This is a genomic window from Micromonospora sp. ZG13 (assembly GCF_059359355.1).
In genome coordinates this window covers 95,448-118,542 of sequence record NZ_JCADBQ010000007.1, presented here as the reverse complement: position 1 = coordinate 118,542, position 23,095 = coordinate 95,448, and the positions used below count along the sequence as shown (strand labels likewise).

Here is a 23,095-nt window from a genome sequence, read left to right as displayed (position 1 = left end):
GGGCACCCGCGACGCACGCGCGCCCCCACCGCGCTCAGGGCCGGAACCGGTAGCCCATGCCGGGCTCGGTGATCAGGTGGCGCGGGCGGGCCGGATCGTCCTCCAGCTTGCGACGCAGCTGGGCCATGTACTGGCGCAGGTAGTTGGTCTCGTTCTGGTACTCGGGCCCCCAGACGTCGTGCAGGAGCTGGCGCTGGCTGACGAGCTTGCCCGGGTGACGCAGCAGTTGTTCGAGCACCCCCCACTGGGTGGGGGTGAGCCGGACGTCGGTGCCGTCGTCCCGGGTGACCGTACGGGCGGCGAGGTCGACGGTGTGCCGGCCGACCCGCAGCGTGGCGGTGGTCGCGTCGGCGCTGACGTGCAGTCGCCGGGTCACGGCGCGGATCCGGGCGAGGAGTTCGTCGATGCCGAAGGGCTTGGTGACGTAGTCGTCGGCGCCGGCGTCCAGGGCCGCGACCTTGTCCTGGCTGCCGGCGCGGCCGGAGAGCACGATGATCGGCACGTGCGTCCAGCCCCGCAGGCCCCGGATCACCTCCACCCCGTCGATGTCGGGCAGGCCCAGGTCGAGCACCACCAGGTCGGGCGGATCGCTGGCGGCTGCCTTGAGCGCCGCCGTGCCGGTCGCGACGGCCTGCACGTCGTAGCCCCGGACCCGCAGGTTGATCCGCAGGGCGCGGACGATCTGCGGCTCGTCGTCGACCACCAGGATGCGGGTCATTCCTGCTGCCCCTCCGTGGCGCTCGAGGTGGCGGCGGGCAACCGCAGTACCATGGTGAGGCCGCCCCCGGGGGTGGTCTCGGGAGTGATGCTGCCACCCATGGCCTCGGCGAGGCCGCGGGAGAGGGCCAGGCCGAGACCCACGCCGGTGGCGTTGTCCCGGTCGCCCAGGCGCTGGAACGGCAGGAAGACGTGCTCCCACTGGTCCTGCGGGATGCCGGGGCCGGTGTCGATGACGCGCAGCTCCACCTGCCCGGCGTGGGCGCTGGCGGTGATGGCCGGGGGCCGCTGCGGCGGGCTGTGCCGCAGGGCGTTGGCGACGATGTTGACCAGCACCCGCTCCAGCAGCCCCGGGTCGGCGACGGCGGCGGGCAGGTCGGCGGGGATGTCGGTGCCGACGTCGGCGGCCTGCGGGCCCAGCTCGTCCAGGGCCCTCGGCACCGCGTCCTCCAGCCCGATCGGCACGCGGGTCACGCCGAGGACACCGGCCTGCAGGCGGCTCATGTCCAGCAGGTTCGCCACGAGCCGCCCGAGCCGGTCCAGGGACTCGTCGGCGGTGGCCAGCAGCTCGTCGCGGTCGTCCGCGTCGAACTCGACGTCGTGGCTGCGCAGGCTGCTCACCGCGGCCTTCGCCGAGGCCAGCGGCGTACGCAGGTCGTGGCTGACCGCGGCGAGCAGCGCCGTACGCATCCGGTCGGCCTCGGCGAGCGGCCGGGCGCTGGCCGCCTCCTCGGCGAGGCGTTCCTGCCGCAGCGCGACGGCGGCCTGGGCGGCGAACGCCTCCACGACGCGCCGGTCCGCGGCCTCCAGCCGCCGGCCGGAGAGCACCACGGTGATCCGGTCGTCCACCGGCACGGCCGTCTCGCCCGCGCCCGGGTTGCCCGCCGGGTCCTCGCCGACGCTGGCCACGATCCGCCACGCCCCGTCCTCGCTGGCGCGCCCGGGTCGACCGCCGGTGTCGGCGACGAGTTCGAGGACGCTGACCGCACGCAGCCCGAACGTCTCGCGCAGCCGGTCCAGCAACGCCGGCAGCGGCCGCTCACCGCGCAGGACGCCACCGGCCACCGTGGCCAGCGTCTGCGCGTCGGCGGAGGCGCGCGCCGCCTCCCTGGTGCGCCGCGCCGCGACGTCGACGACCCCGCTGACGGCCACGGCGACGGCGACGAAGACGCCCAGGGCCAGCAGGTTGTCGGCCTCGGCGATGGTCAGCGTGTGGAACGGGGGCGTGAAGAACCAGTTGAGCAGCAGGGAACCACCCAGCGCGGCGACCAGCGCCGGCCACAGCCCGCCGACGAGTGCGACCCCGACGACGCCGGTGAGGAAGAGCAGGATGTCGTTGGTGAGGCTGAGGTCCGGCAGGGCCCGCAGCAGCACCGTCAGCAGCGGCATGCCGAGCCCGGCGAGGCCGAACCCGAGCAGCCGGCGCCGCCGCGACAGCGCGGCCGGCACGCCCGCGCCGTGCCGCCCCCGGCCCATCTGCGGGTGGGTGACCAGGTGCACGTCGATCGGCCCGGACAGCGCCGTGGTGGTCACCCCCACGCCACGGGAGAAGAGCTGCGCGAACCGCCCGCGCCGGCTCGCGCCGAGCACCAGCTGGGTGGCGTTGACGCCCCGGGCGAAGTCGAGCAGCGCCGCCGGGATGTCGGTGCCGAGCACCTGGTGGTACGTGCCGCCGAGGCTCTCCACCAGGACGCGCTGCCGGGCGAGCTGCGCCGGATCCGCGCCGGCCAGCCCGTCGCTGCGGGCGACGTGCACGGCGAGCAGGTCCGCGCCCTTGCTGCGGGCCGCGACCCGCGCGGCGCGGCGGATGAGCGTCGCGCCCTCCGGCCCGCCCGTGAGCGCCACCACCACCCGCTCGCGGGCCTCCCAGGTCTCGGAGATGCCCTGCTGGGCGCGGTAGGCGCCGAGCTGCTCGTCGACCTTGTCGGCCAGCCACAGCAGGGCCAGCTCGCGCAGGGCGGTGAGGTTGCCGATGCGGAAGTAGTTGCCGAGGGCCGCGTCGATCCGGTCGGGCCGGTAGATGTTGCCGTGGGCCATCCGGCGGCGCAGCGCCTCCGGGGTCATGTCGACCAGCTCGACCTGCCCGGCGGCGCGGACCACCGCGTCGGGCACCGTCTCGCGCTGGGTGGTGCCGGTGATGCGGGCGACGACTTCGTTGACCGATTCGAGGTGCTGGACGTTGACGGTCGACAGGACGGTGATGCCGGCGTCGAGCAGCTCCTGTACGTCCTGCCAGCGCTTCTCGTGACGTGAGCCGGGCACGTTGGTGTGGGCCAGCTCGTCGACCACGGCGACCTCGGGCCGCCGGGCCAGCACCGCGTCGAGGTCCATCTCGGTGAACGTCGCGCCGCGGTAGGTCACCACCCGGCGCGGCAGCACCTCCAGGTCGCCGACCATCGCGGCGGTCTGGGCGCGGCCGTGGGTCTCGACCAGGCCGACCACCACGTCGGTGCCGCGCTCGGCGCGCCGCCGGGCCTCCTCCAGCATCGCGTACGTCTTGCCGACGCCGGGCGCGGCCCCGAGGTAGATGCGCAGTTCTCCCCTGGGCACGCAGCCATCCTCCCTGATCACCGGCACGGCCGGTCGTCGTACCACGGACCACGGGTGGGGCGGGGCACCCGGCCCCGCCCCACGCCGACCCTCACGCGACGGGCAGCGTCTCGTCGAGGGCGAGGTTGAGGGCGAGCACGTCGACGGCGGGGGCACCCATGAAGCCGAGCGCCCGGCCCCGGGTGTGCTCGGCGACGAGGCGCCGGAGCGCCGCCGGGTCCGCGCCCCGCTCGCGGGCCACCCGCGCCACCTGGATCTCGGCGTACGCCGGACTGATGTGCGGGTCGAGGCCGCTGCCGCTGGCGGTGACCGCGTCGGCGGGCACGGCGGGGGTCCGCGGCGCGTCGCCCCGCACCGGCACGATCAGGCCGCCGGCGGCCACGAGGTCCTCGCCGGGCCGGGCCAGCTCCACAACCACCCCCTCGTACGTGGCGAGGAACGGGGTGGCCGGCGCGCTCTGGTTGACGCTGACGACCCTGGTGACAGGGCCGGTCAGCCCGTCGGCGCGGAACACCGCCAGCACCGCCCCCACGCCGTCGGGGGTGCAGTAGGGGCGCCGGCCGTCGACGCCGTCGAGTTCGCCGACGGCGCGGCTGCGGGCGCAGACCTGGCTGAGCAGGCTCCGGCTCGACGCGCGCGGGTCCGCGGCGAGGGTGTCGACCACGCTCTCCGGGCCGAGGTTGGACGCGGCGGTGGCCGTCGGGTCGTAGCCGTCGCCGGCGGCCGACGGCCGGGACTGGAAGTAGCGGGGCAGGGGCTCACCGTCGGCGTCGGTGAACGCCTGGCCGATGAGCGCGCTGCCGACCGGCCGGCCGTCGGCGGTGATCAGGGACCCGTCCGCCCGGTCGCGCAGGCCGGGCAGCCGACCGGCGCCGACCAGGGCGAGCGGGTAGGCCAGGCCGAGCAGCACCGTGAAGACCAGCAGCGCGCGCAGCGCGGCCACGTGTGCGGAGAGCCAGGTGGGCAGACGCATCAGGAGACTCCCGGAAGCAGTTGCAGGAGCAGGTCGACGAGCTTGATGCCGACGAACGGCACGACGATGCCGCCGAGGCCGTAGACCAGCAGGTTGCGGCGCAGCAGCCGCGACGCCGACGCCGGCCGGTAGCGCACGCCGCGCAGGGCCAGCGGGATCAGGGCGACGATGACCACGGCGTTGAAGATGACGGCCGCGAGGATGGCCGACTCGGGGCTGGCCAGCCGCATGACGTTCAGGGTGTCGAGGCCCGGGTGGATGCCGGCGAACATGGCGGGGACGATCGCGAAGTACTTCGCCACGTCGTTGGCGATGGAGAACGTGGTCAGCGCGCCCCGGGTGATCAGCAGTTGTTTGCCGATCTCCACGATCTCGATCAGCTTGGTCGGGTCGGAGTCGAGATCGACCATGTTGCCGGCCTCCTTCGCGGCCGACGTGCCGGTGTTCATCGCGACGCCGACGTCGGCCTGGGCGAGGGCGGGGGCGTCGTTGGTGCCGTCGCCGGTCATCGCGACCAGCCGGCCGCCCTGCTGCTCGCGCCGGATCAGGGCGAGCTTGTCCTCGGGAGTGGCCTCGGCGAGGAAGTCGTCGACGCCCGCCTCGGCGGCGATCGCCGCGGCCGTACGCGGGTTGTCGCCGGTGACCATCACGGTGCGGATGCCCATGCGGCGCATCTCGTCGAAGCGCTCGCGCATGCCGGCCTTGACCACGTCCTTGAGGTGGATCACCCCCAGGGCGCGGGCCGGCTCGCCGTCGACGTGCTCGGCGACCACCAGGGGGGTGCCGCCCGCGCCGCTGATCTCGTCGACGATCCGCCCGAGCTGCCCGGCGGGTTCTCCGCCGTGCTCGCGGACCCACCCGGTGACGGCGGAGGCGGCGCCCTTGCGGATCCGCCGGGCCGGCCAGGGCGCGCTCCCGCCGGGGTCGAGGTCGACGCCGCTCATCCGGGTCTGCGCGGTGAACGGCACGAACGTGGCGTGCGGGATCAGGCCCGGCTCGCGCTCGCGCAGCCCGAACTCCTGCTTGGCCAGGACCACCACCGAGCGACCCTCGGGCGTCTCGTCGGCGAGGCTGGCCAGCTGCGCCGCGTCGGCGACGAGGCTCGCGTCGACGCCGTCGACGGGCAGGAACCCGGCGGCCTGCCGGTTGCCGAGGGTGATGGTGCCGGTCTTGTCCAGCAGCAGGGTGTCGACGTCGCCGGCGGCCTCCACGGCGCGACCGCTCATGGCCAGGACGTTGCGCTGGACCAGGCGGTCCATGCCGGCGATGCCGATGGCCGACAACAGCGCGCCGATGGTGGTGGGGATGAGGCAGACCAGCAGCGACACCAGCACCACGCCCGTCACGCCGGCGTCGGTGATCGCGCCGTTGTCGGGCGCCGCCGCCTGGTGGCCCTTGGCGAAGACGGCCAGCGGCTGGAGGGTCGCCACCACCAGCAGGAAGACGACGGTGAGCGCGGCGAGCAGGACGTTCAGCGCGATCTCGTTCGGCGTCCTCTGCCGGTTGGCGCCCTCGACCAGCGCGATCATCCGGTCGACGAAGCTCTCCCCCGGCCGCTGGGTGATCCGTACGACGATCCGGTCGGAGAGCACCCGGGTGCCGCCGGTGACCGCGCTGCGGTCCCCGCCGGACTCCCTGATCACCGGGGCGGACTCGCCGGTGATGGCCGACTCGTCGACGCTGGCGATGCCCTCCACCACGTCGCCGTCGCCCGGGATCAGCTGCCCGGCCGCCACCAGGACGATGTCGCCCTGCGCGAGTTCCGGGGCGGGCACGGCCTCGTCGCGGTAGGCGCCGGCCGCGGCGCCCGGGGTCCAGCCGCGCAGGCGGGTGGCCACGGTGTCCTTCCTGGCGTTGCGCAGGCTGGCGGCCTGTGCCTTGCCGCGCCCCTCGGCGACGGCCTCGGCGAGGTTGGCGAAGAGCACGGTCAGCCACAGCCAGGCCGTGACGGCGAACGCGAACGCCGACGGGTCGGCCAGCGCGAGCACGGTGGTGCAGGCCGCGCCGATCTCGACGATCAGCATCACGGGGTTGCGCCACAGGGTGCGGGGATCGAGCTTGCGCAGCGCGTCGGGCAGTGACCGCAGCAGCTGCCGCGCGTCCAGCAGGCCGCCGCCCCGGCCGCCCCGTACGACGGGGGTGCCCGCGTCGGCCCGGTCGTGCGGTGCCCGCGTTACGACGGTCATGGTCTCTTTCCTCATCGGGTCACAGCCCTTCGGCCAGCGGGCCGAGCGCGAGCGCGGGCAGGAAGGTGAGCGCCACGAGGATCACCGTGACGCCGGCGACCATCGCGACGAACAGGGGCCGGTGGGTCGGCAGGGTGCCCTCGGAGGCGGGTACGGGTCGCTGGCGGGCCAGCGACCCGGCCAGGGCGAGCACGAAGATGATCGGCAGGAACCGGCCGAGCAGCATGCACAGGCCCAGCGCCGTGTTCCACCACGGCGTGCTCACCGTGATGCCGGCGAAGGCCGAGCCGTTGTTGTTGCTGGCGGAGGTGAACGCGTACAGCACCTCGGTGAGGGCGTGCGGGCCGACGTTCAGCGCGGTCGCGTGGTTGCCGGTGGCGAAGGCGGTGGCCGTTCCGATCAGCACCAGGGCCGGGGTGACCAGGAAGTACAGCGAGGCGAAGCGGATCTCGCGGGAGCCGATCCGCTTGCCCACGTACTCGGGGCTGCGACCGACCATCAGCCCGGCCACGAACACCGTGATCACGGCGAGCACCAGCATCCCGTAGAGGCCGGCGCCGACGCCGCCCGGTGCGACCTCGCCGAGCATCATGTTGCCCAGCGTCATCATGCCGCCCAGCGCGGTGTACGAGTCGTGGAACGAGTTCACCGCCCCGGTCGACGTCAGCGTCGTCGCGGCGGCGAAGGTGGCCGAGTTCGACACGTCGAAGCGCACCTCCTTGCCCTCCATCGCGGCGCCGACGGCCTGCGGGACGGTGCCACCGGCGGCGAGCTCGAAGACGTTGGTCAGCGTGACGCTCGCGATCGCGAGGACGGCCATGACCGCGACGATCGCGTGGCCCTGCCGGGTCTGGCCGACCATCCGGCCGAAGACGCGCGGCAGGCTGAACGGAATCAGCAGGATCAGGAAGATCTCGATCCAGTTCGTCCAGGGGGTCGGGTTCTCGAAGGGGTGCGCGCTGTTGGCGTTGTAGAAGCCGCCGCCGTTGGTGCCGAGTTCCTTGATCACTTCCTGGCTGGCCACGGGGCCGCCGGTGACGGTCTGGGTGCCGCCGGTCAGGGTGGCGACCTCGGTGCCGCCGGAGAGGTTCTGCACCACCCCGCCGGCCATCAGCACCAGCGCGCCGAGGACCGCGACGGGCAGCAGGACCCGCAGCGTGATCCGGGTCAGGTCGACCCAGAAGTTGCCCAACTCACCGGTGCGGCTGCGGGCGAAGCCGCGCACCAGGGCCACCGCGACGGCGATGCCGACGGCGGCGGAGACGAAGTTCTGCACCGCCAGGCCGGCCATCTGCACCAGGTGGCCCATCGTCGACTCGCCCGCGTACCACTGCCAGTTCGTGTTGGTTACGAAGGACACCGCGGTGTTCCAGGCGCCGTGGGCGACGACCGGGTCGAGCCCGAGCGACAGCCACAGGTGGTCCTGGCACCGCTGGAACACGTACAGGAACAGGATCGACACGCTGGCGAAGGCGAGTACGGCGCGGGCGTACACGCCCCAGGTCTGCCCGGCGGCCGGGTCGACCCCGACCAGACGGTAGATCCCACGCTCGACGCGGGAGTGCCGGGTTGCGGCGACCACCCGGTACAGGTGGTCGCCGAACGGCCGGTGGACGGCCGCCAGGGCCGCCACCAGGGACAGGACGAAGAGGGCGCCGGCTGTCGTGGCGGACATCAGAAGCGCTCCGGGAACAGCAACGCGACCACCATGAACACACCCAGGCCCAGCGCCAGCACCAGGCCGACGGCATCGACGACGTTCACAGCTTCTCCACGCCCCTCACCACGAGGGCGAGTGCGGCGAACAGCCCCACCGTCACCAGGACGAACACCACGTCGGACACACTGACTCCTCTTACCGGACCGCTCGTCACGACCGCCTTCCGGCCGTGCCGGGCAATCGAAACTCCGTGCCCGCGCGAGGGACAGGGTTCATCACGCGATCATGACGGCGGCGGCACGTTTCTTGACGCGTTCTTCACGCGGCCGGGCTGCGGCCGTGACGCCGCTCACCGACGCCCTCCGACCAACGAACGCGGGCGGGACCCGGCAGCCGGGCGGGCCGGCCGGGACCCGGCAGCCGGGCGAGGTCCGGCAGCCGGACGGGCGTCAGCCGGGGCGGGGCGGGCGTCAGCCGGCCAACCAGCCGCGGATCTCGTCGCCGTGCTCGTCGAGCCCCGGCGGCGGCAGGTCGTAGCGCGGCGGGGTGGCGCTCAGGCCGATCGGGTTGCGGATGCCGGGCACGCCGCCGGCGCTGACCACCGGGTCGAGCCCGAGTCGCCGGGCCAGGTCGACGCCGCCGGCGACGGTGTTGATCGGGCTGCACGGCACGCCCGCCGCGCGCAGGTCCCGGAACCACTCGTCGCGGGTGCGCTCGGCCAGGCGCGCGACCAGGATGGGCCGCAGGGCCTCCCGGTTGACCGTGCGGTCCTGGTTGCGCGCGAAGCGGGGGTCGTCGGGCAGGTCGGGCAGGCCGAGCACGTGGCACAGCTTGCGGAACTGCCCGTCGTTGCCGGCGATGACGACGAGGTCGCCGTCGGCGGTGGGCAGCGGCTCGTACGGGAACAGGCTCGGGTGTCCGTTGCCCATCCGGAACGGCGTCGCGCCCCCGGCGACGTGGCCGCTACTCTGGTTGACCAGGCCGGACAGCGCGGCGGAGAGCAGGTCCACCTCGACGTGCTGGCCCGTGCCGCAGCGGTCGCGGTGGTGCAGGGCGGCGAGGATGCCGACGGCCGCGTGCAGGCCGGCGATCACGTCGAACACGGCGACCCCGGCCTTGTAGGGTGGCCCGTCCGGCTCGCCGGTGAGGCTCATCAGGCCGGACGCGGCCTGGACCACGAGGTCGTAGCCGGGCAGATCGGCGCCGGCACCGGCGCCGAACCCGCTGATCGAGGCGTAGACGATCCGTTCGTTGAGGGCCACGACGCTGTCGTAGTCGAGGCCGAAGCGCCGCAGCCCGCCGGGCCGGAAGTTCTGGATCATGACGTCGGCGCGGCGGACGAGTTCCCGGGCGACCTCCAGGTCGGCGGGGTCGGCGAGGTCGAGGGCGATGGAGCGCTTGTTGCGGTTGACGCCGAGGTAGTAGGTGGAGGTCCCCTCCCGGACGGGCGGCATCCAGGCCCGGGTGTCGTCCCCGCCGGGCCCCTCCACCTTGATCACCTCGGCGCCGAGGTCGGCGAGGAGCATGGTCGCGTACGGGCCGGCGAGGATGCGTGAGAAGTCGGCGACGAGGACGCCGCTGAGCGGCCCGGACCGTTGCTCCCCCATCGCCGCGCCCCTTCCCCGTCGACGCCACGCCCCGGCGCGTCGTGGCGCCCGCCGGGTGCCGACGTCCGGCGCGTCGATGGAAGGACCACGATGGCACAGCGGGCGCGGCGGCCGTCGCTCGCCCCGGCGACGGGTGGCGACGGGGCGCCGCCACCCGCCGGGCCGGTCAGCCCTTGCGCCACTTCTGGTTGGCGGCGCCCGCGCAGTCCCAGAGCTGGAGCTTCGCGCCGTCGGCGCCGTTCCAGTCCCGGATGTCGACGCACCTGCCGGACGGGAGGTTGACCAGTTCGCCCGCCGCGTTCAGGGTGAACCGCTGTGCTCCCGTGCCGTTGCACGCGTAGAGCTGCACGACCGCGCCGTTGCCGGTGGCGCCGCCGTCGACGTCCATGCACTTGTCGTTCCGGCTGCGCAGGGTGTCGCCGGTGAACGTCCACTTCTGCGCGTCGGTGCCGTTGCAGTTCCACATCTGCAACTGCGCGCGGTCGACGAAGTTCGCGCTCGGCACGTCGATGCACTTGTTGTTCCAGGTGCTCAGCACGGGTACCGCGCCGCCGGGGTTCACCGGCCCGCCGCCCGCGCCGAAGGGGCTCAGGACGACGCCGGCCGCGCGGGGGTCGCCGTCGTGGACCAGGGACTCGAACGCGCCGACGTCGTCGAAGGCGAAGGCGTACGCCCTGCCGTCGACCATGTTGGCGTGGATGACCCGGGCGTAGTGGTTCGTCGGGTTGTTGCGGTAGAACTCGGCGGCGTTGGTGCTGGGCTGGGTGTCGATGGTGCCGAGGGTGCCCCGGTTCAGTGCCGCGCAGAGCGTCCGGGAGATCGGGCCGACGACCGGGTCGTTGGGTGCGGGCAGGTCCCCGTCGCAGCCCCAGACACTCGCGGAGGAGGGCCGGTTGAAGGAGGCGACCACCTGCCCGGCACCGTTGGTGAAGGTCATGACGTTGCCGGAGGTCCGCCCGAAGTAGCGGGTGTTCGGCTGGTCGGCGAAGGGCACCACGGTCAGCGTCCTGGTCGTGTACGCGTTCCACGCCCACGCGATGTAGGAGTCCAGGTAGGTGGCGCTGAACAGCCCGGCGCCGGCTGCCTTGCCGGGTGCGAGCACCCGCAGCACGGTCCCGTCGGAGCGGGTGTGCACGGTGTTGGCCCAGCCCGGCTGCGACCGGATGCCCTCGATGATCGCGTTGCGGCCGCCCGCCACGACGTCGCCGGTGCGCTTGGTGACGCCGTTGGCGCCGGTCACCGTGACCGCGTGCGGCACCGCGAACATGTCGACCTGCGAGCTGTTGAGCCACAGTCCGGCGTCGTTGTAGGTGAACTCGCTCCAGTCGAACAGGATGTCGCGGTTGGCGTCGCCGGCCGCCCAGGGCGCGGGTTGCACCAAGCCGTCCGGAGTGAGGAAGAACTTGAGCTTCTCGCCGAAGGAGAAGTAGACGCGGCCGGAGAAGCCGCGCGGGAACCGGATGGTGGTGCTGCCGCCGTTGTTGGGGCCGAAGATCGAGGCGTCCGGGGCGGGAGACGGCGGGAGTTGCCCGCCCGACCAGGGGACGAAGGTGCCGCCCTGGTTGACGTAGCCGAGGCGGCCGCTGGCGAGCTGCACGCCGATGACGTACAGGTGGACGGCCTCGCCTCGACCGGTGCTGTTGGTGATCGTGACGGGCAGCAGCGCGGGGCCGACGGCGTGGGCGGGGGACGCCGCGACGGTCACCGCGACGGCGGCGACCAGCGCGGACACGGCGGCGAGCAGCCTTCTTCGGAGCTTCACGCGTACTCCTCCTCAGGGGGTGGCGGACAACTGAGAGAGCGCTCTCTCAGCGTCGGACCGACGCGCCCCCCTGTCAATAGACGTACGCCAATAGATCCGCCGGGATCAGGGTCGGCGCCCCGGCGCCCCGGTCCATTCGGCGCCGGTCACCCGGGCGACCGCCTCGCCAAGACTGTCGTACGCCGGGAGCACCTCGTCCAGGCGCAGGGTCCGCAGGACGGTCCGCAGGAACGGCGACGGCGCGGCCAGGCTGAGCGTGGCGCCCCGCGCGGCGCAGTCCCGCTGGGCGCCGACGAGCAGGCCCAGCCCGGTGGAGTCGATCAGCCGGACGTTGGTCAGGTCGACGACGACGTGCCCGCCCATGTCGGTGGCGTGCAGCAGGGCCGTACGCAGCGTGCCCGCACCGTCGACGTCGATGTCTCCGGCGCAGGTGATGACGGTCGCGTCGCCGCGATGGTCGATGCCGAGGATCCCGCCCGGTCCCGGGCCGCCCGTGCTCGCCTCTCCGGAACCCGCCAGCAGGGTGCAGTGGGCGCAGCGGTGCGGCCCGTCGGCGAGCGGCGAGCCGGTCCATTCGTGGTCGGACACCAGTTCCCAGACCACACCGGCCGGTCCACTCCCCGCCTCCACGACCGTCTCGCCGCAGACGTCGCAGATCAGAGTCGTGTGCTCGTCACCCCGGACGACGCTCATCGTGCCGGTCCCTTCCTTCCACCGCATCCGTACGGCGTCGCCACCACGCGCTCGCCGGCGGGCGTCGCCGCCCGGTTCAACCTGCCGGTCGCGGTTCGCGGTCACCCTTCGGGCGGATGACGGTTGTGTGACAACTCCGGCCCGGGCGGGCCCCGGGGCGCGTGAGCGCCGACAGTAGGGTGGCGGCGTGACCTTGACCCCTGCCACCGCCTCGTCCGCCCCCGGCGACTCGTTGCTCGCCGAGACCGAGCGGGTGACGGCCGCCGAGCCGCTCGACGCCGCGTACCTCGAAGGGCTGTGCCGTGAGCTCGACGGCCGGATCGTGCGCGGGGACGTGATGATCGGGATCCTGCCGATCCGGGCGTACGAGGTGCTGGTCCGGGGCTACCTGGCCGCCGCGCGGGCTGGCCGGACCGACGCGTGGGTGCCCCTGGGGCGTCGGCTGCTCGACCTGCCGATCGGGCAGCCGGCGGCGTGGCCGTCGCCGCGCCCGTTCCCCACCAGCGGGAACGAGGTCCTGGACGCGGCCCTGCGCTGCTTCGCCGAGGCCGCCGGGCAGGGCAACCGCCAGGGCGCGTACCTGTTCGCCGCCGTCGGCCGGGAGGCCGTGGGCCGGGTCGGGCGGTACGCGCTGACACTGCTGGAGCCGCTGCGCGCCGACGACCCGACCGGGGAGGCGCGCTACTGGTCCGGCATCGTGCACTACCTGCTGGGCGAGGGCGAGGCGGCGGTCGCGTACCACCGGCAGGCCGCCGAGGCCGGCAACGCCGACGCGATGTTCGAGCTGCACGTCCTGTACGACACCGGGGACATGGTGCCGCGCGACGAGGCGGTGGCGCGGCAGTGGCTGCTGCGCGCCGCCGAGCGGGAGCACCCCCGCGCCCTGTACAACGTCGCGGCCGGGCACGCCAGCGGCCGGGGCTTCCCCCGGGACGAGGCCGTCGCCGCCGGCTGGTACGAGCGGGCGGCGAACGCCGGGAACGCGCGGGCGGCGGCCACCCTGGGGGTGATGTGTCTGCTCGGCTCCGGCGTGCCCACCGACCAGGCCCGCGCCGCCCGGTGGCTCGACCGGGCCGAGGAGCAGGGGTTCGACGTGGACGGCTGGCTGGACCAACTCGGCATGCCTCGCCCCTCCTGATCCGACGGCCTCGGCCGCCCGGCGCCAGGTCCTCCGCCTGGACGACCGCCCAGACCTCGCCGCGCGCCGTCAGGCCGGGTCGGCGGCGTCCCAGGCGGCGTGCACGAGGGCGGGAAGCACCTGGGCGGCCGGGCCGCGCAGGTTCACGTCAGCCACGGTGTCCAGGGGCGTCTCCTCCGGGTTGACCTGCACCACCGGGGCGCCGAAGCGGGCGGCCACCCGGGGGATCTCGGCGGCGGGATACACCAGTCCCGAGGTGCCCACGGTCAGCAGCAGGTCGCAGGCGGACGCCGCCTCGACGGCGGCCTCCAACGCGGCGCTCGGCAACGCCTCGCCGAACCACACCACCCCGGGCCGGACGAGGCCCGGGCAGTGCGCGCACCGGGGCGGCGCCACGCGGCCGTCACCGTGCTCGTCCGGCGCCCCGCCGGACAACGGCGCCCCGTCGAGCAGCGTTGCCCCGCCGGACAACGGCGGCGCCTCGGCGGACAGGGAGGTCCCGTCGGGCAGCGACGCCCCGGCGGGCAGCGGCGCTGGGCGGGCGCAGGCCGAGCAGCGCGGCGCGGACAGGCTCCCGTGCAGGTGGATCGGTGCGACGGAGCCGGCGCGCTCGTGCAGGTCGTCGACGTTCTGCGTCACGACGACCGCGTGGGGGACGCGAGCCTCGATGGCCGCCACGGCCACGTGACCGGCGTTCGGGCGGGCCCGGCCCACCGTGGCGCGCCGCCACTCGTACCAGCCCCAGACCAGGGCGGGATCGTCGCGGAAGGCATCCGGCGTGGCGAGCCGCCGCGCGTCGAAGCTGCGCCACAGGCCGGTGAGGGCGTCGCGGAAGGTCGGCACGCCGCTCTCGGCGGAGATGCCCGCGCCGGTGAAGACCACGACGCGACGCGCCTGCGCCAACAGCGCCGCGGCCTTCCGTACCGACCGCTCCCCCACCGGAACCGCCCCTTCCGTCACGTACCCGCGCCGCAAGACTAGTGCGGCGTCCGCGACCGCCCGGCGGGGATGCGCGGGACGGCTCGTCGGACCGCCCCGGCGAGCGAGTCGCCGGCCCACCGCCGGCGGGCCGGTGCGGCCTGTCCCGCCGTCCCCGTACGCCACCGGCTGTCCCGCCGCGCGACGGCGCTCCGCGATCCGCGAGCGGACCGGGCGCGTCGGCGAATTTGTTCTTCCTTGCGCACTTGCCCGGCGTACGCCGACCACCGTTCCCCCGCGCGGGAACCGGCCCGGGACGGGTCGGACGGTCCGACCTGCCCGTTGTCGCCTCCGCCGACGGAAATTGCCGCGACGGTCATCGGAAATGGGAATCCCACCGCGCCGGCCGGAGGCTGGTGTGAACGCGTAGCGCCCGATAAGAATGGCGCAGGCGCTTCAGCGGAAAGGCGTGTCGTCGATGACTATTCCGAAGGTCGTGTCCCGGAACGAGTGGGTCGAGGCCCGCAAGGAACTCCTCGAGCGCGAGAAGGAGATCACCCGACGCCGGGACGAGGTCACCGCGCTGCGACGCGAACTGCCCGCGGTCGCCGTCGAGAAGGACTACTCCCTCACCGGGCCCTCCGGCTCCGTCCGGCTGGCGGACATGTTCGAGGGGCGGCGACAACTGCTCGTCTACCACTTCATGTTCGATCCCGAGTGGACCGAGGGCTGCACGAGTTGCTCGCTGCTGGTCGACAACTTCGGCCACCTCGCGCACCTGCACGCCAGCGACACGACCCTCGCCGTGGTCTCCCGGGCGCCGTACGCGACCCTCGCGTCCTTCAGGAGCCGGATGGGCTGGGGCTTTCCCTGGTACTCCTCGCACGGCAGCGACTTCAACTACGACTTCCACGCCACCAACGACCCGGCCGTCGCACCGGTGGAATACAACTACAAGGACGCCGAGACCCTGGCCGCGCAGGGCCTCACCGGCTTCATCAAGGGCGAGGGCCACGGCCTGAGCGTCTTCGTCCGCGACGGCGAACGGATCCTGCACACCTACTCGGTGTACGGCCGGGGTCTCGAGACGCTGCTCAACACCTACAACTTCCTGGACCTCACGCCGCTGGGCCGGCAGCGCTACGTCAACGAGTTCCCCCTCCACGACACCTACGACACGGCCACGGCCGGCGGCGACTGCCACTGCCACTGACGGCGATCGGCGCCACGCTCACCCGGGCGGGCAGTTGTTGCTCTTGCGTCTGACCGTGTACTCGGTGTCGTCGTGGGTGATGCCCGACGGGGCGCCGTCGAAGTACGCCTCGACCTTCTCCCAGCCCCGCCGCTGCTCGTAGTGCAGGTGCGGGGCGCCGGAGTTGCCGGTGCTGCCCACCCGCCCGATCTGCTCGCCCTGGGCGACCCGCTGACCGACCCGGACCAGCGGCGGCTCCAGCAGGTGCAGATACTGCGTCTCCCACTTCCCGCCGTGGTCGATCTTCACCCAGTAGCCGCCGCCACGCCCGCGCGGCCCGTCCGGGTCCTCGGGCGTACGGCCACCCACCGACCCGTTGATGCCCGCCACGGTGACCTTCCCCGCGTACGACGCGAGCACCGGCCGCCCCCACGCCTTGCCCTCGGTCGGGAACAGGTCCACGTCGTAGTCGTCGTGACCGGGATAGGTGCCCAACTGCCACGTCTCCCCGCACGCTACGGGCAGTTGGAAGAGCGGACGCGGCCCCGCCGGCCGCACCAGCGGCACGACCACCGCGACGACGAACACGGCGGCGGCGAGGAGCAGCGCGACCGCGCCGGAGACGAGCGCGACCCGGAGGCGGCGGCTGCGGACGCGACGGTGGGTGCGGGGACTGCTGCGGAGGCCGGTCGTCACCGGCCCGAGCATGGCAGACGCCGGCAAGCCCCGCGGAACGGGTGTGCGGGGCGGCATCCCGACCGACACAATGAGCGGCGTGCGAAGATCGACACGTCGCCTGCTCGGTGAACTGGACGCGCTGACCCACCGGGAACGGATGGTGGCGCTCGCCCGCCGCGCCCGCGAAGTGGCCGCTACGGGCGAGCTGCCGGAGATCCTGGCGGACCTGCGCGGCGGGGAGGCGTACCACCGCTTCCTGGCCGTCACCGCCGCCGGGATCGTCGGCGACCACACGGCGGTGCGGGCGGCCCTCGGCGACCCGCAACCCACCATCCGGGCGGTCGCCGTGAAGGCGGGCCTGCGCGCCGGCTGGCTCGCCGGCGACGACCTGCACGCACTCGTCGGGGACGCGTCGGCCGACCTGCGCCACCTGGTCTACCGGTCGCTGCGGCACCTGCGCCGGCCGACGGTCGCCGACGACCTGGTCGACGGCGTGCTCGGGCGCTTCGGCGCCGCCGAGGCGGTCGCCCTGCTGCCCGCCTGCGGGGCGGACACCGTCCGCCGGCTGCTGCCGGTCGTCGAACACGCGTTGCCGGACTCGGTCCGCCTGGCCCGCCGCCACGGCGACGTGGTGCTCGACCACGCGGAGTCGACGCTGCCCGACATCCACCCCGCCGACCGGGACCGCTGGTGGTCGACGCACGGCCCACGGGTCCTGGTCGCCGGTGCACGTCGACCGGAACGCGCGCTGGCGCTGCTCGAACGCTACGCGCCCACCGGGTACCTCCCCGGCGACCTGGCGAGCTACGGGCCGCTCGCCGCCGCCGCGCCACGACGGGTACTGGCCCTGCTGACCGCGGTGTCCCGCGCCGACTGGGTGGGCTACCAGTGGCTGCCCCCGGCGCTGCTGCGTCGGCTCGTCCGGCTGCCGCAGGCGGACCTGGTCACCCTGGGCCGGCGGGTACGCGACCGCAACAACTCACTGGGGCGGCTGTTGGGGGCGCTGCCCCCGGCGCGGCGGGGCGAGCTGCACGACGCCGTGTTCGCCGATGTCGAAACGGCCACCCGGATTCCCGACGCGCCGCTGATGGAGGTGCTGCCGCACGCCTGGCGGGAGCGGGAGGCCCGCCGGGTGCTCACCCTCGACGACGTCCGCCACGACGAGGCGCAGGTGCGGTCCTGGAGCGCGCTGCTGCCCTGGCCGGCGGCGTCGGCCGTGCTCACCCCCGCGCTGCGCGCCGCCGACGCGCGCGACCGGGCCGTCGCGTACCAGTTGCTCCTGGCCGCCGCACGGCGCAGCCGTGACCCCGTCGCGGCGGCCGAGGCCTGGCCAGGCTGGACCGGCTGCGCAACGAGCAGGACCCGGTCCGGGCCGTGGCGCTGGCGGAGCTGGCGGACCTCGCCCCGATGCTGCGCGCGGACGCCGTCGAGATGCTGGCCCGGATCACCGTCGACGCCACGACCACCCGCGACGCGTCGACGCGCACCCTCGCCGCGCTCGGCACCCTCGCCGCCCGGGTGCTGGGCCACCACGTCGACGAACCGGCCCTGCTGCGGTGGGCGTTGGACACCCTCGACCGGCTCTTCGGCGGGCACCGGCTGCCACCGCTCGGACGCCTCGACGAGACGCTGCGTCGGGGGCAGGAGGAGCTGGTCTTCACCCGGCTGCGTGGCTGGGTCGAGGCCGGCATGGTCCGGGGCCGGTTCGCCGCGCTGTTCGCGGTGACCCGGGCCCTGGGTCGGCGGGCCTGGGGGCTGCCCGAACTCCAGGAACTGCTGCGCCGGGCGACGGCTCCCGGCACCGTCGCCCCCGTCGTGCGGGAGGCCGTCGAGCTGTGGCTCGCCGATCCGAGGACACGGGCGCAACGCGTGGCGTACGTACTGCGCTCCGACGCCTCGACCATCACCTTCCCCACGGTGTGGCGGACCGTCAGCGCACGACGCACCGACCTGCTCGACCGGGTGCTGCGCCACCCGCCGAAGGGGGCGTTCCTCACCGCCGGCACCCGCTGGGTCCCGGGCCCGCCCGTGCACGCCGAGCGGTGGCTGCCCCGCCAGCAGGAGGCGTTCGTACGGTTGCAGGCGCGCCTCGCCGCCGACGCCGGCACCCCGCTGCACCACCGGGCGGCCGCCGTCCGGGCCGCCGCGCCGGTGTCGGGCCCCGGGCGCGAGCTGGTGCTGCGCCACGTCGACTCGCCGAACGTCACCCTGGCCGAGGCGGCCCTGGCGGCGCTGCCGTGGACCGACCGGCCCGAAGAGGCGCTGCCGCTGCTGCTGTCGCACGCCGACGACGAGGGGGCCAGGGTCGCCCTCTACGCCGCCGGTCGCGTCGCGCGTTTCACCCGCCCGGCCGACCTGGTGGCCCCGCTGTCCGCCGTCGCCCTGGGGCGGGGCAAGGTGACCAGCCGCAAGCAGGCGCTGCGACTGCTCGGGCGCTTCGGTCCCCCGGCGGCGATGACGGTGCTGGTGTCGGCGTGGCGGCAGCCCGACCAGCACCGCGACGTACGCGCGGCGATCGTCGCCGCCGCCCGGCAGCGGCTGCACGCGCCGGAGAGCTGGCCGCTCCTCGAACAGGCGGTCGTCGGGAGCCGGGAGGAGTCGCTGACGGTGCTCGCGACCCCGCCCGACGGGGTCGCCGCGCCGGATCGCCCCCGCTACGCCGCCCTCGTCGCCCGGGCCTGCGCGAGCACCGACCGCGAGGTCAGCCGGCTCGCCCGACCCCGGCTCGTGCACTGGTTGCCCTGGGCACCCGACCTCACCGGCCTGGTCGCGGCGGCGCTGGCCGACCCGGGCGAGCGGCACGACTGGCAGTCGGTACGCCCGCTCGTCGACGCGGTGCTGCGCCACCCGGGTCGTCCCGAGCGGGAGGCGCCCACCCTCGCCCTGCGCGCCCTCGTACGGGCCGACGACGCCGACACGGACCCGGGTGGCCCCGGCGCGGACCGTCCCGCCCGGCGGCGCATCGACGCCATCGTGGCCGAGGCGTCCTCGGTGTGGGCCTCCGATCCCCGGATGGATCCCGCGCCGTGGCGGCGGATGGCGGACGAGTTGGGCGGCCATCGCGCGTACGGGGCCCAGGCCGGCACCCTGCTGACCGGGCTGCTGCCGCTCGCCGACACGACCTCCGATCGGCTCAGCGCCGAGATCCTCGGCATCGCGCGACTGGTGGCGGGGCGGCCGGCACTCGCCGCCCGGCTCGCCCGTCTCCTCAGCCGGCGCACCGCCTCGCCGAAGACCCTCGACGCCGAGCCGGTGCTCGCCGCGGCCCACCTACTCGCCGCGCGGGGCGAGGCCACCACCGGCCTGTTCGCGGTGGCCCTCGCCGGTGGCGGCAGGGCGTACGGCTGGTCCGCGCCGTGGCGGGACCTGCTGCGCCTGCTGCGCGAGCACCCGGTGGCCGACGTCCGCGACGCCGCCTTCGACATCTCGATGGCGGCGACGTGACCCGCAGCAGCCGCCACGACGACGGGCCGGTCCGCCCGACGGCGCCGCACCCGCTGCTCCGCCTGACGCACGCACCGGGGCGCCCCCGGTCCGCGAGGGGCGGGGGCGCCCCCGGGCTCAGAAGTCGTCGTCGAAGGCCACCGTGCCGCTCACCCCGACCTGGTACGCCGACACGCGCCGCTCGAAGAAGTTCGACAGCTCCTGGACGTCCTGCAACTCCATGAACGCGAACGGGTTGGTCGACCCGTAGTGGGCGGGGATGCCCAGCTGCGCGAGCCGCCGGTCGGCGACGTGTTGCAGGTACTCGCGCATGTCGACCAGGGACAGCCCGGGTACGCCCTGGCCGAGCAGGTCCTCGGCGAACTGGACCTCGCACTGGACGGCCTCGGTGAGCATCTGCCGCACCTGCTCGGCCAGCTCGTCGTCGAACAGGTCGGGCTCCTCCCCGCGGACCGTATCCACCACGTCGAAGGCGAAGGCCATGTGCATGGACTCGTCGCGGAACACCCAGTTGGTGCCGGACGCCAGGCCGTGCAGCAGCCCCCGGGAGCGCAGGAAGTAGACGTAGGCGAAGGCGCCGTAGAAGAACAGCCCCTCGATGCAGGCGGCGAAGCAGATCAGGTTGAGCAGGAACGCCCGCCGGTCCTGTCGCGTACGCAGCTCACGCAGCTCGCCCAGCGAGTCGATCCAGCGGAAGCAGAACTCGGCCTTGCGCCGGATCGACGGGATGTTCTCGATGGCGGCGAACGCGGCGAAGCGTTCGGTCTCGTCGGGCACGTACGTGTCGAGCAGGTTGAGGTAGAACTGGACGTGCACGGCCTCCTCGAACAGCTGCCGCGACAGGTAGAGCCGGCCCTCCGGGGAGTTGACGTGCTGGTAGAGGTTGAGCACGAGGTTGTTGGCGACGATCGTGTCGCCGGTGGCGAAGAACGCGACGAGGCGGCTGACCAGGTGCCGCTCGGCCGGGGAGAGCCGGTCGAGGTCGGCGAGGTCGGCGTGCAGGTCGACCTCCTCCACGGTCCAGGTGTTGCGGATGGCGTCGCGGAAGCGGTCGAAGAAGTGCGGGTAACGCATCGGGCGCAGGGTGAGATCCATCCCCGGGTCGAGCAGCATGTGGGCGGTCCTCGGTTCGCTGGTGGTCGGGGTGGTCACTGGCAGGCCTCGCACGACTCGGGGTTCTCCAGGGAGCAGGCCAGCGCCTCGTCGACGGTCGCCACCGGCGCGACGAGGCCGGCGGCGCGGGTCGGCCCGGCGGGCGCGACCGTGGCCTGCTGGATCCGGGTGGCCGGCCGCGACCGCAGGTAGTACGTCGTCTTCAGCCCGGCCTTCCAGGCGTACAGGTACATCGAGGAGAGCTTGCCGATCGTCGGAGCGGCCAGGAACAGGTTCAGCGACTGCGACTGGTCGATGTACGGGGCGCGGGCCGCGGCCAGGTCGATCAGCGCCCGCTGCGGCAGCTCCCACGCGGTACGGAACAGCTCCCGCACCTCGGCCGGCAGTTCCGCGACGTCCCGCACGGAGCCCTCGGCGCGCTTGATCGCCGTGCGGATCCGCTCCGTCCACAGGCCACGGGCCTTCAGCTCGCGGACGAGGGCGGTGTTGACCTGGAGGAACTCCCCCGACAGGGTCTCGCGCTTGAACAGGTTGGACACCTGCGGCTCGATGCACTCGTAGCAGCCGGCGATCGAGGCGATGGTGGCGGTCGGCGCGATCGCCACCAGCAGCGAGTTGCGCAGCCCGTACGCGGCGACCCGCTCCCGCAGCGCGGCCCACCTCGCCGGCTGGCCTACCGTCACGCCCCACAGGTCGGGTTGCAGCTGCCCGCGCGCCGCCCGGGTCTGCCCGTACGCCGGGTGGGCGCCCGAGCGTTCCGCCAGGTCGGCGGAGGTCTCCAGGGCGGTCAGGTACAGCTCCTCGCTGATCCGGGTGGACAGCTCCCGCGCGGCCGGGGAGTCGAACGGCAGCCGCAGCGCGAAGAACACGTCCTGCAAACCCATCAGCCCGAGCCCGACGGGCCGCCAGCGGGGGTTGCTCGCCGCCGCCTGCGGCGTCGGGTAGTAGTTGATGTCGATGACCCGGTCGAGGAACGTCACGGCGGTGCGGACGGTGGCGCGCAGCCGCTCCCAGTCGATGCCGTCGGCGCCCAGGTGGGCGGCGAGGTTGACCGAGCCGAGGTTGCACACCGCGGTCTCGCCGTCGCTGGACACCTCGATGATCTCGGTGCAGAGGTTGGACAGGTGCACCACGTTGCCCGCCTCGGCCGTCTGGTTGCACAGCCGGTTCGCGGCGTCCTTGAACGTCATCCACCCGTTGCCGGTCTGGGCGAGGGTGCGCATCATCCGCCCGTACAGCTCCCGCGCAGGGACCTGCCGCACGTAGCGGCCCTGCTCCTCGGCGGCCCGGTACGCCGCGTCGAACTCCTCCCCCCACAGGTCCGGCAGCTCCGGCACCACATCGGGGTCGAACAGCGACCACACGCCGTCGGCCTCCACCCGCCGCATGAACTCGTCGGGAATCCAGTTGGCCAGGTTCAGGTTGTGGGTGCGCCGGGCGTCCTCACCGGTGTTGTCGCGCAGCTGGAGGAACTCCTCGACGTCCGGGTGCCACGACTCCAGGTAGACGCAGGCCGCGCCCTTGCGCCGGCCGCCCTGGTTGACCGCCGCCACCGAGGCGTCGAGCGTCCGCAGCCACGGCACGATCCCGTTGGACTGCCCGTTGGTGCCCCTGATCAGCGCGCCCCGGGAACGGACCCGGGAGAAGGCGATGCCGATGCCGCCGGCGAACTTCGACAGGTTCGCCACCTGCGCGTACCGCTGGTAGATCGAGTCCAGCTCGTCGCGCGGGGAGTCGACCAGGTAGCAGGAGGACATCTGCGTGTGCCGGGTGCCGGAGTTGAACAGCGTCGGCGAACTCGGCAGGTACGCCAGGCTCGACATCAGCCGGTAGAACTCGACCGCCTCGTCCGGCGTCTGCGACAGGCCGCAGGCCACGCGCAGCAGCCAGTACTGCGGGGTCTCCAGCACCAGCCGGCTCGTCGGGTGGCGCAGCAGGTAGCGGTCGTAGACCGTACGCAGCCCGAAGTACTCGAACCGCAGGTCGCCGCGCGGGTCGACGGCGGCGTCGAGGACGCCGGCGTGGGCGGCGACGAACGCGGCGGTGTCGTCACCGATCAGTCCCTCGCCGTGGCCCCGGCGGATCGCCTCACTGAAGGAGCCGATGCCCTGCCGGCGGACCTCCTTGTCGACGTACCCGGCCAGCAGGCGGGCCGCCAGCCGCGAGTACTGCGGCTCCTCGCCGATCATCTCCGCGGCGGTCTGGATGGACAGCCGGTCCAGTTCGGCCGTCGTCGCCCCGTCGTACAGGCCGCTGATCGTCCGGGTCGCCACCCGCAGCGGGTCGACGTCGGCGAGGTCGTCGGCCCACCGCTCGACCGCCCGGACGATCCGGTTGACGTCGACCGCCTCGGTGCCGCCGTCGCGCTTGCGGACCCGCATCTGCGGTCGCCGCTGGCCTGCCACGGCCGCATCGTCGACCGCCGTGCCGGCGGCCGGAACAACCTCGGTGACTGTCACCACTC

16 protein-coding genes are annotated in these 23,095 nt (G+C 74.0%); 3 read left to right on the top strand and 13 right to left on the bottom strand.

What is annotated here, in order from left to right; all coding sequences use genetic code 11:
• Window positions 1–34: 34 nt before the first annotated feature.
• The 9 genes from AC5L34_RS17045 to AC5L34_RS17005 all read right to left on the bottom strand — a co-directional run bounded on the left by AC5L34_RS17045 (window position 35) and on the right by AC5L34_RS17005 (window position 12,148).
• The gene (locus AC5L34_RS17045; RefSeq protein WP_357976103.1) at window positions 35–718 is read right to left on the bottom strand and encodes a response regulator; all 684 of its coding nucleotides are present in this window, start codon (window positions 716–718) and stop codon (window positions 35–37) included.
• Window positions 715–3,267, bottom strand: coding sequence for a sensor histidine kinase (locus tag AC5L34_RS17040; RefSeq protein WP_494825853.1), 2,553 nt, complete (start codon window positions 3,265–3,267; stop codon window positions 715–717). Before AC5L34_RS17040 ends, AC5L34_RS17045 begins: the two co-directional genes overlap by 4 nt.
• A 91-nt stretch (window positions 3,268–3,358) precedes the next feature.
• Complete coding sequence (locus AC5L34_RS17035; protein ID WP_441177437.1) at window positions 3,359–4,240, bottom strand: potassium-transporting ATPase subunit C; 882 nt, start codon at window positions 4,238–4,240, stop codon at window positions 3,359–3,361.
• Window positions 4,240–6,426: a potassium-transporting ATPase subunit KdpB gene (gene kdpB, locus AC5L34_RS17030; protein ID WP_494825850.1), complete on the bottom strand. Its 2,187-nt coding sequence runs from the start codon at window positions 6,424–6,426 to the stop codon at window positions 4,240–4,242. The genes AC5L34_RS17035 and kdpB overlap by 1 nt, the downstream gene beginning before the upstream one ends.
• Before the next feature lie 19 nt (window positions 6,427–6,445).
• Window positions 6,446–8,101, bottom strand: a complete 1,656-nt coding sequence (gene kdpA / locus AC5L34_RS17025; protein WP_441177439.1) for a potassium-transporting ATPase subunit KdpA — start codon at window positions 8,099–8,101, stop codon at window positions 6,446–6,448.
• A complete protein-coding gene (kdpF, locus tag AC5L34_RS17020) occupies window positions 8,101–8,190 on the bottom strand; it encodes a K(+)-transporting ATPase subunit F (protein ID WP_151452733.1) in 90 nt (29 codons plus the stop codon). The genes kdpA and kdpF overlap by 1 nt, the downstream gene beginning before the upstream one ends.
• A gap of 366 nt (window positions 8,191–8,556) precedes the next feature.
• Window positions 8,557–9,693: a CaiB/BaiF CoA transferase family protein gene (locus AC5L34_RS17015; RefSeq protein WP_441177440.1), complete on the bottom strand. Its 1,137-nt coding sequence runs from the start codon at window positions 9,691–9,693 to the stop codon at window positions 8,557–8,559.
• Between the two features lie 166 nt (window positions 9,694–9,859).
• Complete coding sequence (locus AC5L34_RS17010; protein WP_494825847.1) at window positions 9,860–11,455, bottom strand: beta-1,3-glucanase family protein; 1,596 nt, start codon at window positions 11,453–11,455, stop codon at window positions 9,860–9,862.
• Window positions 11,456–11,560: 105 nt separating this feature from the next.
• On the bottom strand, window positions 11,561–12,148 hold the full coding sequence (locus AC5L34_RS17005) for an STAS domain-containing protein (RefSeq protein ID WP_494825845.1): 588 nt from the start codon (window positions 12,146–12,148) through the stop codon (window positions 11,561–11,563).
• A 187-nt stretch (window positions 12,149–12,335) separates the two neighbouring features.
• On the opposite strand from AC5L34_RS17005, the gene AC5L34_RS17000 reads away from it, so the two are divergent.
• Complete coding sequence (locus tag AC5L34_RS17000; protein WP_494825843.1) at window positions 12,336–13,286, top strand: tetratricopeptide repeat protein; 951 nt, start codon at window positions 12,336–12,338, stop codon at window positions 13,284–13,286.
• A gap of 69 nt (window positions 13,287–13,355) precedes the next feature.
• Here the strand turns inward: AC5L34_RS17000 and AC5L34_RS16995 are convergent, their stop codons facing one another.
• The gene (locus tag AC5L34_RS16995; protein ID WP_494825841.1) at window positions 13,356–14,225 is read right to left on the bottom strand and encodes an SIR2 family NAD-dependent protein deacylase; all 870 of its coding nucleotides are present in this window, start codon (window positions 14,223–14,225) and stop codon (window positions 13,356–13,358) included.
• A 457-nt stretch (window positions 14,226–14,682) separates the two neighbouring features.
• On the opposite strand from AC5L34_RS16995, the gene AC5L34_RS16990 reads away from it, so the two are divergent.
• Window positions 14,683–15,417 carry a DUF899 domain-containing protein gene (locus tag AC5L34_RS16990; protein ID WP_494825839.1) on the top strand — a complete coding sequence of 245 codons (735 nt, stop codon included), beginning with the start codon at window positions 14,683–14,685 and terminating at the stop codon, window positions 15,415–15,417.
• An 18-nt stretch (window positions 15,418–15,435) separates the two neighbouring features.
• On the opposite strand, the gene AC5L34_RS16985 is transcribed toward AC5L34_RS16990, so the two are convergent.
• Window positions 15,436–16,104, bottom strand: a complete 669-nt coding sequence (locus AC5L34_RS16985) for a M23 family metallopeptidase (RefSeq protein WP_441177446.1) — start codon at window positions 16,102–16,104, stop codon at window positions 15,436–15,438.
• 1,344 nt (window positions 16,105–17,448) lie between these two features.
• On the opposite strand from AC5L34_RS16985, the gene AC5L34_RS16980 reads away from it, so the two are divergent.
• Entirely contained in the window at window positions 17,449–19,518 is a 2,070-nt protein-coding gene (locus AC5L34_RS16980) for a hypothetical protein (protein WP_494825837.1), read from the top strand.
• A gap of 117 nt (window positions 19,519–19,635) precedes the next feature.
• On the opposite strand, the gene AC5L34_RS16975 is transcribed toward AC5L34_RS16980, so the two are convergent.
• Together AC5L34_RS16975 and AC5L34_RS16970 are read right to left on the bottom strand one after the other, a co-directional pair.
• Window positions 19,636–20,631 (bottom strand): ribonucleotide-diphosphate reductase subunit beta, encoded by a 996-nt coding sequence (locus AC5L34_RS16975; RefSeq protein ID WP_494826003.1) that lies wholly within the window; start codon window positions 20,629–20,631, stop codon window positions 19,636–19,638.
• Window positions 20,632–20,666: 35 nt separating this feature from the next.
• Complete coding sequence (locus tag AC5L34_RS16970) at window positions 20,667–23,012, bottom strand: ribonucleoside-diphosphate reductase subunit alpha (protein ID WP_494826002.1); 2,346 nt, start codon at window positions 23,010–23,012, stop codon at window positions 20,667–20,669.
• Between the last annotated feature and the right edge of the window lie 83 nt (window positions 23,013–23,095).

Excerpts from the sequence above, each read along its gene's own strand:
- AC5L34_RS16990 (WP_494825839.1), top strand. The coding sequence starts at position 14,683 with ATGACTATTCCGAAGGTCGTGTCCCGGAACGAGTGGGTCGAGGCCCGC.
- kdpB (WP_494825850.1), bottom strand. The coding sequence starts at position 6,426 with ATGACCGTCGTAACGCGGGCACCGCACGACCGGGCCGACGCGGGCACC.
- AC5L34_RS16975 (WP_494826003.1), bottom strand. The coding sequence starts at position 20,631 with ATGCTGCTCGACCCGGGGATGGATCTCACCCTGCGCCCGATGCGTTAC.
- AC5L34_RS17005 (WP_494825845.1), bottom strand. The coding sequence starts at position 12,148 with ATGAGCGTCGTCCGGGGTGACGAGCACACGACTCTGATCTGCGACGTC.
- AC5L34_RS17015 (WP_441177440.1), bottom strand. The coding sequence starts at position 9,693 with ATGGGGGAGCAACGGTCCGGGCCGCTCAGCGGCGTCCTCGTCGCCGAC.
- kdpA (WP_441177439.1), bottom strand. The coding sequence starts at position 8,101 with ATGTCCGCCACGACAGCCGGCGCCCTCTTCGTCCTGTCCCTGGTGGCG.
- AC5L34_RS16985 (WP_441177446.1), bottom strand. The coding sequence starts at position 16,104 with ATGCTCGGGCCGGTGACGACCGGCCTCCGCAGCAGTCCCCGCACCCAC.
- AC5L34_RS17035 (WP_441177437.1), bottom strand. The coding sequence starts at position 4,240 with ATGCGTCTGCCCACCTGGCTCTCCGCACACGTGGCCGCGCTGCGCGCG.
- AC5L34_RS17045 (WP_357976103.1), bottom strand. The coding sequence starts at position 718 with ATGACCCGCATCCTGGTGGTCGACGACGAGCCGCAGATCGTCCGCGCC.
- AC5L34_RS16970 (WP_494826002.1), bottom strand. The coding sequence starts at position 23,012 with ATGCGGGTCCGCAAGCGCGACGGCGGCACCGAGGCGGTCGACGTCAAC.